The organism is Methyloradius palustris (assembly GCF_019703875.1).
Classification (GTDB): domain Bacteria; phylum Pseudomonadota; class Gammaproteobacteria; order Burkholderiales; family Methylophilaceae; genus Methyloradius; species Methyloradius palustris.
In genome coordinates this window covers 1,846,047-1,860,395 of record NZ_AP024110.1, presented here as the reverse complement: position 1 = coordinate 1,860,395, position 14,349 = coordinate 1,846,047, and the positions used below count along the sequence as shown (strand labels likewise).

The window sequence follows — 14,349 nt, the reverse complement described above, 5'->3', positions numbered from 1 at the left end:
TTCTATGAATATCCAGGATATTTTCAGAATTACTGTCCTATAGTAAGCAGGGTGTCAAATAACTGACTGGCGATTTGCATCATTTTGGCTGCTGCCTGATAAGCCTGTTGATACCTTAAAAGATTGGTCGCTTCTTCATCCAGATTTACACCAGAATCTGATTGCTGGGCATCCGTCAGTAAACCTAAGCTTGTTTTCTCGGCCGTACCAGTAATATTGAGCTCATTGGTTTTATTTCCCACATTACTGACCACTTGGGCAAACGCATCCACAAAGGTATTGATGCCGCCAACCAGTTTACTCGTTTGCAGATTCACCAGACCAAGCGCATTACGATTGTCACCTGGCGAATTGGTAGTAGTGGGGGATACGGTGAATTGGTCACCATTAGTGGGTGTACCAGTCATTACAAAGCTCATATTGCCTACAGTGATCGTAGCACCGCTGGTATAAGTTTGTGGCCCACCAGAGGGGAAACCTGATAACTGGTTGGTGCCACTATTGTAAGTGAGGGTAAATGCCGCTGCTAATGGGGCTCCCGCATAGCTTGAGTTTACAAGGGGTGTTGAAACCGTAGCATTGCCCGCATTAGTAGTCGCGGCTTTGGCATCAACCACAGGGCTGCTAGCTGCGATTTTATTGATATTGGTGGTTGCGACTGACAGGGTGGCCGCGCCATTAGCGGTTGGCAGAATCAAGAAGTTATCGCCTGGGCTCATAGTACCTGTGGCGTTGATGGTCAAGCCATCCAGGGTTTGCGGCAAGCTGCTGTATGTATTGGTAACTCCATCAGTCAAGCGCGTAACAACAAAATTAGTGCCAACTTTCTCTAATTTATAATCACTGGTAGTCACAGCACTCGCATTGCTGACAGTGGCAGTGACAACCCCACTACCAAGGTTATTGGTATTGGCATTGACTGCCGGCACGGGTACATTAAAGATATTGCCGCCTTGTACGCCATTGAGGTCAAGGCCTTGCATATTTTGATCATTCACCGATTGACCAACCACAAGCGCTAGCTGTCCAAGCTGATTTTTTACGCTGTCGAGTGATTCATCGCGGAATTGAAGTAAACCACCAAGAACACCGCCGGTAATATTCTGCTGGCCCAATACCGTGACCACTCCCTTGCTAAGGTAACCTACTTCGACCTTGGTTGGATCCGTAGGTGAGTTCACTGGCACCAGTGTGTATTTATCACCGCCCACTACCATTGGCTGGCCATTACCGACAAACACGTTGTAGCTGCCTTGCTGATTGACTACTGTGACCTTGATTTGCTTGCTCAGCTCACTGACTAGTTCATCACGCTGATCCAGCAAATCATTCGGTGGCTGGCCAGTCAGGTTTTGCGCCTTGGTAATCATGTCATTCAGGTTAGCGATCTGGCTTGTATATGAATTGATCTGGGTGATACTGCTACTGATCTGGGTGTTTACGCTGTCGTTAATGCTATTTAACTGGTTACCTACACTTTGAAAACGACTCGCCAATGCCTGTGATGCAGACAGATAAGCCTGGCGCGCAGAGGCATCACTTGGATTAGCTGAGAGCGTTTGTGCAGTATTGAAAAAATTTTGCAATGCAGGCGATACCCCTGCGGTGGAATCTGCCAGCATGTTGTCGATTTGCGACATTTGCGTAGCGTAGGTATTGATCTGGTTATAGCTGGATTGCGATGATGAAATTTGTGAGGAAAGCAAATCGTTGAATACCCGCTGTACTGTAGTGACTTGCGTACCTTGGCCCACATATCCATAGCCAAAATTTTGAGCGCCTGCACTGCCTTGAATCACCACTTGACGTGAGTAACCTGGGGTTGAGGCATTCGCAATATTATGGCCAGTCGTACTAAGGCCCGCCTGTGCAGCTGACAGTGCGCTCTGACCGATACTTAGTATGTTAGAAGTTGCCATATATGTGCCGAAAAGCCAGCTTTAATCCATTGAGTTTAAATTTTTTGCTTCTATGTGTATGACGGCATTAAAAAGTCAAACTTTAGCAATACTGTTAATGCAGCAAACAATCAGGCCGAGGTTACTTGTTTAATCACCTGGCTTAATTTTGTTGCATAGTCCGGGTCTGTGGCATACCCGGCGGCTTGTACCGCTTTTGCATAGCTCCCGCCATCTTGCAGATTATTCAGGACCTTGCTATAACGTGGATTATTACGCATCAGATTGCCAAAGTCTTTAAAAGCATCTGCGTATGAATCGTAGGCACGGAATTTCTCCACTTTGATCTGTTTTACGCCATGGACATATTCTGTAGTCACTGCATCCACTGTTTTCCCTGTCCAGTTGGCCGTGGCTTTAATGCCAAACAGGTTATAACTGGTTTGCCCGTCAGCGCCTTTGATTTCACGTTTCCCCCAGCCACTTTCAAGTGCAGCATGTCCCAGAATATAGTTGGATGGTATGCCTGTGGCTTGGCTCGCTTCATTGGCCGCACCAGCCATTTTCTCTTCGAAAGAGTCTGGAGTGAGTGATGTGTTAGCAGGTGCAGGGTTTGGCGTGTCGCGAACAGGTTGCTTATTCAACAGGTTTTTAAGTTCTGTGATATCTGGGCTAGTACCCAGATCCATATCACTGGTTTCTGGGTGCGTGCCATAGCCAGTCTTGCTTAATTGCTTGGCTAATACATCGGCCAGACCTATACCCTTTGATGCAATGGTCTGGCTGAGCTGCTGATCCAGCATGGCGGTATAGGTACGGCTTTGTTCGTTATCAAACGGGCCATCTTGCGGGGAGGCATCCCGCATGCTTTTGAGCATCATGTTGACGAAAATGGACTCGAATTGCTTAGCAACCTGCTTGATGGCTTCGGGCGAGTTATCTTTGGCTGAAAGTTTAAGCTTGTTCAGGCTGTTGGCATCCATCGCCAATTTTCCTGACATATCACTCGCTGCATCGATTTTTGTATTAATCATGGCGGTTGCCTAGATGATTTCCAGATCAGCATGTAATGAGCCAGAAGCCTTCATTGCTTGCAGTATGGCCAGTAAGTCTTGTGGCGTTGCACCAATGGCATTCAATGCCTTGATTACATCATTAAGCGATGCACCACCCTGTAACTTCAAGACCTTTCCTGGCTCTTTCTGAATCTCAATGGTCGAACGCTGTGCAACTACGGTCTGCCCGTTGGATAATGCGCCAGGCTGGCTGATCACAGGGGCCGTGTTAATCACTACTGATAAATTGCCGTGAGAAACAGCGCAATCATCCAGCGACACAGATTGATTCATGACAACTGAACCCGTGCGGGCATTGAGGATAATTTTTGCATAGGTTTGCGCAGGTTTGACATCCAGTGTTTCAAGTGCTGCCATGAATGAAACGCGATTTTGGGTGGAAGGGCCTAATACCTTGATCACGCGGGCATCCTGGGCAGCTGCAGTGCCTGTGCCAAAGCGCTTATTGATGGCATCTACGACTAAACTGGCTGTGGAAAAATCTGCATCCTTGAGTTCAAGGCTGATCAGGTTATCTTGAGTGAAGTTACTGGGTACACTACGTTCAACTGTCGCACCATCTGAAATACGGCCCACACTTAAATGGTTGATTTGCGCCTGGCTGCCATTGGCAGAAGCGCCAACGCCGCCGACCACTAGATTGCCCTGGGCCATGGCGTAGACCTGGTTATCAGCACCCCTAAGCGGTGTCATTAGTAAGGTGCCACCGCGTATGCTTTTAGCGTTACCCATCGATGAAACAGTGACATCCAATAGCTGTCCAGGCTGCGCAAATGCTGGCAGGCTGCTCGTGACCATCACTGCGGCCACGTTTTTCAATTGCAGGTTGGTGCCAGCGGGCAGGTTAATGCCCATCTGTTGCATCATGCTGATAATACTTTGTACAGTGAATGGCGTCTGTGTAGTTTGGTCACCTGTGCCATCCAGGCCAACAACCAAGCCATAGCCAATCAATTGGTTACTACGCACGCCTTGTATAGTGGCCAAGTCTTTCAGGCGCTCTGCATGTGCGACAGGGCTGAAGATAAAAAGCGCAATTAAAAGCATCGCACTGAATTTTTGGACATTCTTTAATGAGCTATTCATGATTTTTTCAGCCTTGATCAATATATTAGAAGGCCGTCAGGCTAAGAAAAAATCTAGCGATTGAGGAGGCAATTAAAGCACCATCAATCTTGCTATTGGTACGATATTCGACTTTGGCATTAGCCACTTGGGTAGAAGGCACGGTATTCCCAAGCGCAACAGTGTCAGGGTTCACTACACCAGAGAGCCTGACGAATTCTGTACCCTTATCCAGGGATACCTGTTTCTCGCCACTCACAACCAGATATCCATTAGGCAATACTTCAATCACCGTTGTAGTAATTGAGCCACTGAATACATTGCTTGAGTTAGCTGCTGCGGTATCTTTATTTGAAAGCTTATTAGCTGCTGTTGCAGTAGCCTTGGGGTAAGACTTGCCATTAAATGCACTGATCGATGCATCTACAGAGCCATCTTTAGTTGAAGAGCTACCCCCTGCCTTAGTTGCAGAAGTATTTTCCACAATATTGATGGTAATGGTATCGCCAACAAAACGCGCACGCCGATCTTCCAGCATTGGCCTGAAAGTGCCGGTGTTGTATATCCCACCGCTATTCAATGCAACAGGCGCTGGCGTTGCAGGCATTGCTGTTGTTGGTTTATCAATAATAGACGTTGGCGTAATCGCGCACGCGTTGAGCAACAGGCAGGTGCTAATCAGCAATAGACGGGCATTTTGTTGTTTAGAAAATATCATGGCTGCAGGCATGATGGTGCCCAATTTTCTATTGTCAGCCTTTTTAATGATCATTTTCATATTGATACCTCATCTAATCTCTTGCACGCTTGTTACTTAATTCTTATCTAGCTATCAATTGCTACATTTGTGAAAGTTTTGCCAGCATCTCATCTGACGTAGTGATTGCTTTACTGTTGATCTCATAAGCGCGCTGGGTTTGTATCATATTCACCAATTCTTCAACCACGTTGACGTTGGAGGTTTCTACATAACCCTGTGACAGTACACCAGCGCCGTTTGAACCTGGGGCATTAGTGTTTGCTGTGCCAGAGGCCGCTGTTTCTACATAGAGATTTTCACCCTTGCTCAGCAAGCCAGCTGAGTTGATAAAAGTGGCTAACTGGATACTGCCAATTTGCACTGCATTTGCTGAGCCAGGTTGTGTGATAGAAACCGTACCATCACGACCCACGGTGAAGCTCTGGGCGTTAGATGGGATAGTGATCGCAGGCTGCACAGGAAAGCCACTGGAGGTGACCAATTGACCTTGGCTATCGGTCTGGAAAGAACCGTCGCGTGTATAAGCGGTTGTCCCGTCAGGCAATAACACCTGGAAGAAGCCGTTACCATCAATCGCTACGTCTTTGCTATTGCTGGTTTGCTCGAGGTTGCCTTGTGTGAATATACGTTCGGTGGCAACGGGTCTTACACCAGTGCCGAGTTGTAAGCCAGATGGTAATTGGGTTTGCTGGGATGACTGCGCACCGGGCTGGCGAATATTTTGGTAGAGCAAATCTTCAAACACTGCGCGTGTTCTTTTAAAGCCGTTGGTACTGACGTTGGCCAAGTTATTCGAGATCACATCCATCTGCGTTTGTTGCGCATCCAGGCCTGTTTTTGAAATCCATAGTGAACGTATCATTTTGCTTCCTCTCGTAACTTGTTGTTGCCAGTCAAAGTCTTTTAACCCTGATTAAACCCTATCATAGCGAAACTACTAGCCATTTAATCCGAAGATCTGATTGGCTTTTTCAGCGTTCTTCTCGGCATCCTGCAATAGCCGCATTTGCGTATCGAACTGTCGTTGCAAGCTGATCATGGTGACCATGGCATCTACCACGTTGACATTGCTGCCTTCCAAGGCACCTGTCACCACAGAAACTGTGGCATCAGCCTGGACTGGTGAGTTGTCTGCGGTGACAAACAATCCATCACCGCCACGTACCAGATTAGACTCATCAGGATTGACCAGCTTCAGGCGGCCAATGGTATTGGCTGGGCCTGGCACTGTCGTATTCTGTACTGACGAAATCGTGCCATCTTTACCGATGGATATTCTGACATCAGGCGGAATAGTGATAGGGCCTGTATCGCCCAATACCGTTAATCCATTAGAAGTTTGTAAAACGCCGTTTTCATTGAGTTTGAGTGCGCCATTTCTCGTGTAGCCTTCGGAACCATCTGCACGTTGTACGGCTAGCCAGCCTTTACCTTGTATCGCAATATCCAGATCACGGTTGGTGGCTTGGATAGGGCCATTGGAAAAATCAGCCCCTACCGTTGCATCCACTACAAATGTGCGTGTATTCAGGCCATCACTGACAATAGGCACGGCACGGAATGAATCGACCTGAGCCTTAAACCCGGTAGATGATGTGTTCGCCAGATTATGCGCAGTGGTGGTCTGCTGCTCAAGGATGTGTTTTGCACCTGACATTGCGGTGTAAATCATGCGATCCATGGTTTAGCTCCTTTGCTCACGACTCAAATACTTAATGTTGCAATGCTATTAGCGAAGATTGACCAGTGTTTGCTGGATCTGGTCTTCCGTCTTGATGGTCTGCGCATTGGCCTGGTAATAACGCTGGGCGGTGATCAAATTTACCAGTTCTGCGGTCAAGTCAACATTGGCGTCTTCCAGCGCATTGGATTGCAATACGCCTAAGCTTGCAGTGCCTGGCGTACCAGCTACTGGCACACCAGAAGCTGAGCTCTCAGCATAGGTATTGTTGCCAAGATTAACTAACCCATTTGGATTGGCAAAATTGACGAGATTAACTTGGCCCAATACTTTGGTTTGACCATTGGTATAACTACCTACAATCGTGCCATCAGCTGAAGTGGTAAATTTGGATAGCTGACCAGAGGTATAACCGTTTTGTGCCAGGCTGTTGACTGAGAAGATAGATCCAAACTGCGTACTTCCAGCATAATCTAATGTAATTGAAACGTTAGCTGCACCAGCGGCAGTAAAGGCAACGTTTTGTGTTGTAGCACCAGTAGCAATGCCAGAAGTATTAAAGCTAAGTGTGGCTGGAGACCCAGCTGTAACTGTAGAACTTCCATCTATAGTCGTATTTACTTTCCAAGTGCCGGGAGCAGTCTTGGTATAAAAGTTTTGTACGGTATGCGGATTGCCCAAACTATCAAACACGGTCACGGATGTTGATTGGTCATAGGTTGTAGGGTCAGTTGCATTAAATACGGCAGCATTCACGGCGGTGCGCGCATCCAAATTGACGACCGCATCGATGGTAGTACTCGCTGATGCAGGCAGATTGGCTGTATTGATGAACAGATCAGCAGGTGCTCCTGTAGAAAGATTACCTGCTGCATCTGCAGTGTAGCCTGTGAGGTGGTCGCCCGATGCATTTACAATGTATCCGTCTTTATTCAGTTGAAACTGGCCATTTCGCGAATAGATCACAGTTCCATTGTTGTTGAGTCGAAAAAATCCGCCTCCGTTAATCGCTAGATCAAGCGAATTAGTTGTATTGGTGATATTGCCTTGGGTGAATTGCGTTTGTATGGTGGCTACTTTGGTGCCGATACCAATTTGTGTATTCGAGCCGCCGCCATTCAGTGAATTGGCATAAACATCAGCGAATTCTGCACGGGATTGTTTAAAGCCGACTGTATTCGCATTGGCAATATTGTTGCCCGTGACGTCCAGACTTTTTGATGCAGCATTTAAACCACTTAAACCTTGTTGAAAACTCATGATGTTCTCCTGTTTATTTCGTTAACTGAATGTTGGCTGTATTTCACTTAATATTTCTTTTAAAAAATCTCTTTAACGCTGTCTGTGCTCACTGAGCTGTTATCACTTAAATTGAGTTTTACACCACTGGTCGTGTTTGAAACACTAAGTACTGATTGATAACTCAAGCCTGTAGCTGTAACGCTGGTATTAGATATAGTAGCGCTGACATCAAATGTATATTTGCCATTTGCTGCGGTAGTGCCACTATCTGTCGTGCCATCCCAGACCAATGGCAGTGTGCCTTCGTCCTGCTTGCCCATCGTGATGCTCTTGACTGGGGTGCCGCTGGAGTCTTTGATCGTGACCGTTACATTATTGGCGCCTACTGGCAGGTCGATTCCAAAGTACCCAGCACCATCCTTCAGCGTTAAGCTGTTTCCATCGACCAGTACGTTATGCCCAACCAGGCCAGATGCTTGATAAGACTGGCTGGATTGCAAGCTGCCAAGCAGGCTATCCACCGTGGTATTAAGCTGGTTGATGCCAGTAACTGTTGAGAGTTGCGCCAGTTGACTGGTGAGCTCAGCATTGTCCATTGGGTTGAGTGGATCCTGGTTCTTTAGTTGTGTGACCAGCAAGGTCATAAAGCGGTTAGTTGCCTCATCCGTGCTGGTTTGTGCCGAAGTCGAGGTACTGGAAGTACCGTTCATGGTGGCTAACAATTCGTTAGATACTTGCTGGGTGTTCACTGTCGTCATGGTGTTATCCCTTCAAAGGGTTTGGTAAATTTAAAGTAGGGCTGCTGTTAAAATTAGGGCCATTTAAGATTGACCGATTGTCAAAGTCTTCAGCAACATGGTTTTTGCTGCGTTCATGGTTTCCACATTGTTCTGGTAGGCACGTGATGCAGAAATCATATTGACCATTTCTTCAGTCACATTCACGTTAGGCATGGTCACATAGCCTTTTGCATCTGCTTTCGGGTTTTTGGGGTCGTAGAGTACTCTTGGTGGGGAATTATCTTCGATCACCTTATTCACTTTTACGCCGCTACTGGCCTGGTCTTTCATCGGCACAGCGCTGAAAATCACTTGCTTAGCTTTATAAGGTAAACCGTTTGCACTGGTCGTGCTGTCGGCATTGGCGAGGTTACTTGCCGTGGTATTTAAGCGCTGTGATTGGGCGCTCATCGCTGAGCCCGCAATATTAAATACATTAAATAGTGACATGTCGTTCTCCTAAATTCGGTTAGGCAGAGCAATGGTGTACGTCATGGTTATTGCCCAGTAATCGCGGTTAGCATTTTCTTGATAGTGCCATTGAGCATAATCAAGCTCGCTTCATAGCGAATGGCGTTATCAGTGAACTGATTACGCTCCACATCCATATCTACCGTATTACCATCGACTGCACCTTGGATGATCGGGCGGAAGAGTGGGGCATCAGCACCGCCTGTGGCTGGGCCACCTTGATTCATGCCGTTTAGATGCTCAGCTGAAGTTTTAGAGGTCGTTAACGATAATGAAGAATTGCCAGCCATTGCCCCCTTTAATGCAGCGTTAAAATCAATGTCGCGTGCTTTATAGTTAGGGGTGTCGGCATTGGCTATGTTGGAGGCAAGCAGCTCTTGCCGCTCAGAGCGCAAGCGCAGTGCGGATTGGTGAAAGTTAAATGCTGCATCTAATTTATCCAATTGATTGCCTCCTTTACATCAGCATCAGCGAAAGTCAGACCTACTAAAAGTTAGACCGATTAAAGAAATTTCCGCTATAACCGTTAAAGATGATGAAACAGATAATAGGGTTATTGCTAATACTTCAATTGCAGGATAAAGAGGGTAATTCTCACTTTTATCTTGGATTGACTTGGCGTTGATGTTCGTAGAATGCATGTTGAAGATTTCCTATCAGTATTGGAGTCCAACATGATTAAGCCATTACAAAACCTCATTCGTAGCAATCAAGCATTTGCTAGGTTAGCTGTGTCAGTATTCTTGTTGTCATCACTTTCAAGCTATGCAGAGGTTCAATCCATCCCTGATGCCAAGCAGGATTTGAATGCTGTCAAAGTTAAAGTCGAAGAGTTTCTGACGATGCAAACAATAGGTTATCCAGGCAAAGTCACCGTCAGTGCAACGCCTGTAGATAGAAACCTGAAATTGCCAGCCTGCCCACAGATGCAAGTGTTTTTACCGCCTGGCAGTCGTGTTTGGGGTAGAACCAATATTGGTGTGAGTTGCGATATGCCGGTATGGAAGATTTATCTGCAAGCTAACATCAGCGTGATGTCTCAATATCTCACCGCAGCTGCACCATTAACCCAAGGGCGTGTGGTGACTAGCCAAGATTTAATGTATCAAAGTGGCGATTTGGCGCAGTTACCTTCAGGTATCTTTACTGATCCAGAGCAGGTCATTGGCCGCACCGTGAGTGTTTCGCTACAAGCAGGGACGGTATTGCGGCAAGAAATGTTAAAAATGTCGCCTGTAGTATTACAAGGTCAAAAAGTAGTATTGAATTCAATCGGTGATGGTTTTCAAGTAAGCGCAGAAGGCCAAGCCTTAACGACTGCAGGTGAAGGGCAAGTCGTGCAGGTTAAAGTAGCCAGTGGCCAAGTGATTTCTGGCATCGCACGTAATGGCGGCCAAATTGATGTGAGATTTTGATACTGAATCAAATCTAGTGCTATCGAATGCATCACAATAAAAAGATGACCAAATTAAATCCTAAAGTTTGTTTCAAATATGCCGATAAGAGCAATATAATTGGCTAATATGATAGCCAAACACGCATGAGGAAATAAACCATGAAAATCAGTGATTCAATTAAGTCGGCGAGTGGCTTAACGGTTGAAAAAGTTGATGCAGCACCAACCCAAAAGCCCTCAGTATCCAAAACAGGTTCTAGTGGTAGCAGTGCAGAAAGTGTCACGCTCTCTCCATTATCATCACAACTGCAATCACTAGAAGCCAAAGTAGCTGCAGGTAGTGTCTATGATGCTGAAAAAGTAGATGCAATTAAATCAGCGATTTCAAGTGGACAATTTACTGTTAACTCTGAAAAAGTGGCAGATGGCTTGATTAGCACCGTAAAAGAATTGTTAACCACTAGTTAGTTTTCTAAAAAGCGATTACTCATGGCTCAGACTATTTCATTCAAACAGGATATTGCCCTAGCCGATGAGCTTGTGGCGATATTGTCGCGCGAACAAAATAATCTGGTCAGCGCCAATATTGATGCAATAGAAGGCATCATCGAAGAAAAATCAGTAGTCATGCAGCAAATGAGTAATGCATTGCTAGATCGATACAAAATGCTTGAAGCAAACCGATATGAGCCTAACGAAGCAGGCCTGATGCAGTGGCTTGGCAAACAGAGCGATGTATCAGTCAAGCAAGAGTGGTTAGGGTTTCAAAAGCTGTTAACGCAAGCCAAAGAGATGAACCGCGTGAATGGTATATTGATCAATAAACACTTTAATCGTAATCAGCAACAACTGAATGTGTTGCAATCGGGTCAATCTTCAGGTGAGTTTTATGGACCTAATGGTCAATCAAGCTCACAGAGTTTTTTACGTGGTAGCTTGCAGGTGTAAAGTGAATTTTGAATAGCCCCAAGATGCTATGAGTTTAATGATAAAAAAACCGCCTTTGGGCGGTTTTTTTATGTCTTAAAGTCTAGCTTGCAGGTGTTTCTTCTGTGGATTCTTCTTCTTTAGCGTCATCATCATGCAGCGATAAATGTTCAATACGAGACGATGAGTCTTTAGTGCCAGAATGTTTGCTGTGCAGCTTGAATTTCAGGCGTAGTTCATTAATTGAATCCGAATTGCGCAATGCGTCGTCTTCAGTAATGCGGCCTTCTTCAGCCAGGTTAAACAAGGCTTGATCAAAGGTTTGCATACCTAGTTCTGCTGACTTAGCCATGACTTCTTTAATCATGTTGGTCTCACCTTTGAGTATTAAATCGCCAATCAAGGGCGAGTTCAGCAAAATTTCAATAGCAGCGCATCTGCCACCACCCGCTTTAGGTACGAGCCGTTGTGAAACAAATGCTTTTAAATTCAGCGATAAGTCCATGTGCAATTGTGGATGACGTTCTTCAGGGAAAAAGTTAACAATTCGATCCAATGCCTGATTGGCACTATTGGCGTGTAATGTAGCCATACACAAGTGACCAGTTTCAGCAAAGGCCAAGGCAAACTCCATCGTTTCACGGTCGCGAATTTCACCAATCAGGATCACATCAGGCGCCTGACGTAATGTATTTTTGAGTGCAGCAAACCAGCCATTGGTATCACGCCCAACTTCCCGGTGAGTAATCAGGCAGTTTTTGCTTGGGTGTACATACTCTACGGGGTCTTCAACCGTGATGATATGACCGTAGCTATTTTCATTTCGATAATCGATCAAGGCTGCCAGCGTGGTTGATTTTCCTGAACCAGTACCACCTACCAGAATAATGAGGCCACGTTTGGCCATCATTACATCTTTTAAAACAGGCGGTAGACCCATTTCATCAAAGTTCGGGATTTTTGTTGTAATAGTACGCAACACCATGCCCACTTTTTCTTGCTGCACGAATACATTAACGCGGAAGCGACCGATCTCTCTGGGCCAGATAGCAAAGTTACATTCTTTTTCAGCTTCAAACTCTTTGCGCTGTTTTTCGTTCATCAATGAATGCGCAAAAGCCTGGGTGTGTTCTCCAGAAAGCTTTTGCTGCGTGACAGGCGTCATTTTCCCGTCGATTTTCATCGCAGGTGGAAAATCTGCCGAGATAAACAAATCAGACGCTTTTTTCTCAAGCATCGATTTGAGTAAGGTATGCATATACGCTAGTGCTTGTTCGTTATTCATACATCGGTCCCTGATTTGATAGTGAGCACTTAAACGATTGAAGTTGAGGTGCTAGGATAAATAACTACTTGGTTGCGGCCATTTGATTTTGCTTGGTAGAGTGCATCATCAGCAAGCTTGATCAATGTATCAGCATTATTGCCATGCTGATTATAAGCGGATACGCCGCAGGAGAAGGTGGCTTGATGAGCTATGCCATCAAACGTGAAATCTAGGCTTTGAAACTCACTGCGCCAGAATTCAGCCCGTTTTTGGGCTTGATCGAGAGATGCGCCAGGTAATACAGCAATAAACTCTTCACCCCCGTATCGGCAGACCACATCTTCATCGCGCGTATGGTTTTGCAATAAAGCAGCGATAGATCGCAGAATCTGGTCGCCAGCTTCGTGGCCAAAGGCGTCGTTTGTTTTTTTGAAGTAATCAATATCAATCATCACAATCGCTAACGGAATTTTCTCGCGTTCGCAACGTGCCATTTCGCGTAATAATGTCTCCTCAAGGTAGCGACGGTTGAATAGGTTGGTCAGTGGGTCGCGTGTGGCCTGATCTCGCAGCTTTTCTTGTAGTAAATGGATTTCTTGGTATTGCAGTTGCAACTGATTGTGGGCTTCTGCCAGCTCATGCTGAGCCTGGCGTTGCTCTGTGACATCGTTACCCACTGAACAGACTTCAATCAGTTTTCCTTGCGCATCAAATATGGCGCCGTTCGACCAGGCAACCCATACACGCTCACCGTTCTTTCTTATGTTTTCGTTGATGTTGATTCTGTAATTATTCACGTCATGAAATATCTCTTCTATCATTTGGCTCAGATCTCGATTAGTTGAAGTCTCGATCTCTGGCACGATAGTATCCATGACATGTTTACCGACCAGCTCACCTGGTGCGAAGCCAAAGAATTCTTCAGCATACTTATTCACAAAAAGAATGTGACCATCTGGGCTCATGTGCAGAATCATGCTGCGAGCGCTTTCCACCAGTGTTCTGTAGTGGGTCTCTTGCGTTTGCAGCTCAGTTTCTATTTTTTTGCGTTGTGAAATATCTCTAGCGACTAGAAAAATGGATTTAGGCGTATTGTCCTGTTGGCGAATAATCCCAAAATTGAGTTCCAGCCAAAAATTCTGGCCAGTTTTTCTAATTGCAGTGTATTCCTGCATGCCAGCTTCAGTGCCTGTCAGGACTTGGGCAAAGTGTTTGCGTGCACGGGTGATTTCTTGGGGAACCAGTAAATCAAAAATACTGGTGTGTGCCAGATCATCAGCATGCATATAACCGAAAAGTGTTTGTCCGTAGGTAGTGGAACAAATGATTTTTCCCGTGAGGTCAATAATGAAAGCAGCGTCAGGGGTAATGCGCATGAGGTTCTGATACAGCACATTGGTCTGGATAAATTCAGAAAGTATCAGTTGGCTATCACTGTATTCTTTGAGCACAACACAGATACAGGACTCATTCTCATGCATGAGCTCGTTGGCATAAAGCTCTACCCATATATGTTTATTTGATATGTTTGGTTTGAGCTGTACCACTTTTTGGTTGAGGCTTGCTGCTGAGAAATGGTCTTCAATCTCTGCATGCTTGCCATGCAAAAGTTCGGGAAACTTCAGTGCGGTTAATTGCGTGAGTGACAACCCAAACATATTCAATGCTGACTGATTGCCATGGCGAATCTGCCCATCGCCTTGCGTGATAAACAGCAGGTGTATCGGCAGGCTATCGGGCGATACTAAATATTGGGTGTTTTTGGACATTGTTATTAGTTTTACGTC

General features: G+C 45.7%; 15 protein-coding genes. 3 read left to right on the top strand and 12 right to left on the bottom strand.

What is annotated here, in order from left to right:
- Positions 1 to 29: 29 nt before the first annotated feature.
- From flgK to flgB, 10 genes are all read right to left on the bottom strand, one after another.
- A complete protein-coding gene (flgK, locus tag ZMTM_RS08935) occupies positions 30 to 1,919 on the bottom strand; it encodes a flagellar hook-associated protein FlgK (protein WP_221763551.1) in 1,890 nt (629 codons plus the stop codon).
- A 110-nt stretch (positions 1,920 to 2,029) separates the two neighbouring features.
- Positions 2,030 to 2,932 (bottom strand): flagellar assembly peptidoglycan hydrolase FlgJ, encoded by a 903-nt coding sequence (gene flgJ / locus ZMTM_RS08930; protein ID WP_221763550.1) that lies wholly within the window; start codon positions 2,930 to 2,932, stop codon positions 2,030 to 2,032.
- Positions 2,933 to 2,941: 9 nt separating this feature from the next.
- Complete coding sequence (locus tag ZMTM_RS08925) at positions 2,942 to 4,021, bottom strand: flagellar basal body P-ring protein FlgI (protein WP_225907141.1); 1,080 nt, start codon at positions 4,019 to 4,021, stop codon at positions 2,942 to 2,944.
- Between the two features lie 64 nt (positions 4,022 to 4,085).
- Positions 4,086 to 4,817: a flagellar basal body L-ring protein FlgH gene (locus ZMTM_RS08920; protein WP_318840491.1), complete on the bottom strand. Its 732-nt coding sequence runs from the start codon at positions 4,815 to 4,817 to the stop codon at positions 4,086 to 4,088.
- Between the two features lie 61 nt (positions 4,818 to 4,878).
- The gene (gene flgG / locus ZMTM_RS08915; protein WP_221763548.1) at positions 4,879 to 5,661 is read right to left on the bottom strand and encodes a flagellar basal-body rod protein FlgG; all 783 of its coding nucleotides are present in this window, start codon (positions 5,659 to 5,661) and stop codon (positions 4,879 to 4,881) included.
- A gap of 75 nt (positions 5,662 to 5,736) precedes the next feature.
- Positions 5,737 to 6,480, bottom strand: a complete 744-nt coding sequence (gene flgF, locus ZMTM_RS08910) for a flagellar basal-body rod protein FlgF (RefSeq protein WP_221763547.1) — start codon at positions 6,478 to 6,480, stop codon at positions 5,737 to 5,739.
- A gap of 48 nt (positions 6,481 to 6,528) precedes the next feature.
- A complete protein-coding gene (flgE, locus tag ZMTM_RS08905; RefSeq protein ID WP_221763546.1) occupies positions 6,529 to 7,740 on the bottom strand; it encodes a flagellar hook protein FlgE in 1,212 nt (403 codons plus the stop codon).
- A gap of 59 nt (positions 7,741 to 7,799) precedes the next feature.
- Positions 7,800 to 8,480, bottom strand: coding sequence for a flagellar hook assembly protein FlgD (locus tag ZMTM_RS08900; RefSeq protein ID WP_221763545.1), 681 nt, complete (start codon positions 8,478 to 8,480; stop codon positions 7,800 to 7,802).
- A 63-nt stretch (positions 8,481 to 8,543) separates the two neighbouring features.
- On the bottom strand, positions 8,544 to 8,951 hold the full coding sequence (gene flgC, locus ZMTM_RS08895) for a flagellar basal body rod protein FlgC (protein ID WP_221763544.1): 408 nt from the start codon (positions 8,949 to 8,951) through the stop codon (positions 8,544 to 8,546).
- Between the two features lie 47 nt (positions 8,952 to 8,998).
- Complete coding sequence (gene flgB / locus ZMTM_RS08890; protein WP_221763543.1) at positions 8,999 to 9,415, bottom strand: flagellar basal body rod protein FlgB; 417 nt, start codon at positions 9,413 to 9,415, stop codon at positions 8,999 to 9,001.
- A 231-nt stretch (positions 9,416 to 9,646) separates the two neighbouring features.
- Here flgB and flgA point away from each other — a divergent pair, with 231 nt between their 5' ends.
- From flgA to ZMTM_RS08875, 3 genes are all read left to right on the top strand, one after another.
- Positions 9,647 to 10,387: a flagellar basal body P-ring formation chaperone FlgA gene (gene flgA, locus ZMTM_RS08885; protein ID WP_221763542.1), complete on the top strand. Its 741-nt coding sequence runs from the start codon at positions 9,647 to 9,649 to the stop codon at positions 10,385 to 10,387.
- Positions 10,388 to 10,527: 140 nt separating this feature from the next.
- Positions 10,528 to 10,836, top strand: coding sequence for a flagellar biosynthesis anti-sigma factor FlgM (gene flgM, locus ZMTM_RS08880; protein WP_221763541.1), 309 nt, complete (start codon positions 10,528 to 10,530; stop codon positions 10,834 to 10,836).
- Positions 10,837 to 10,857: 21 nt separating this feature from the next.
- Positions 10,858 to 11,316 carry a flagella synthesis protein FlgN gene (locus ZMTM_RS08875; RefSeq protein ID WP_221763540.1) on the top strand — a complete coding sequence of 153 codons (459 nt, stop codon included), beginning with the start codon at positions 10,858 to 10,860 and terminating at the stop codon, positions 11,314 to 11,316.
- Between the two features lie 82 nt (positions 11,317 to 11,398).
- Here ZMTM_RS08875 and ZMTM_RS08870 read toward each other — a convergent pair whose 3' ends face one another.
- Together ZMTM_RS08870 and ZMTM_RS08865 are read right to left on the bottom strand one after the other, a co-directional pair.
- A complete protein-coding gene (locus ZMTM_RS08870; protein ID WP_221763539.1) occupies positions 11,399 to 12,580 on the bottom strand; it encodes a PilT/PilU family type 4a pilus ATPase in 1,182 nt (393 codons plus the stop codon).
- Between the two features lie 29 nt (positions 12,581 to 12,609).
- Positions 12,610 to 14,331 carry a sensor domain-containing diguanylate cyclase gene (locus ZMTM_RS08865; RefSeq protein WP_221763538.1) on the bottom strand — a complete coding sequence of 574 codons (1,722 nt, stop codon included), beginning with the start codon at positions 14,329 to 14,331 and terminating at the stop codon, positions 12,610 to 12,612.
- Positions 14,332 to 14,349: the final 18 nt, after the last annotated feature.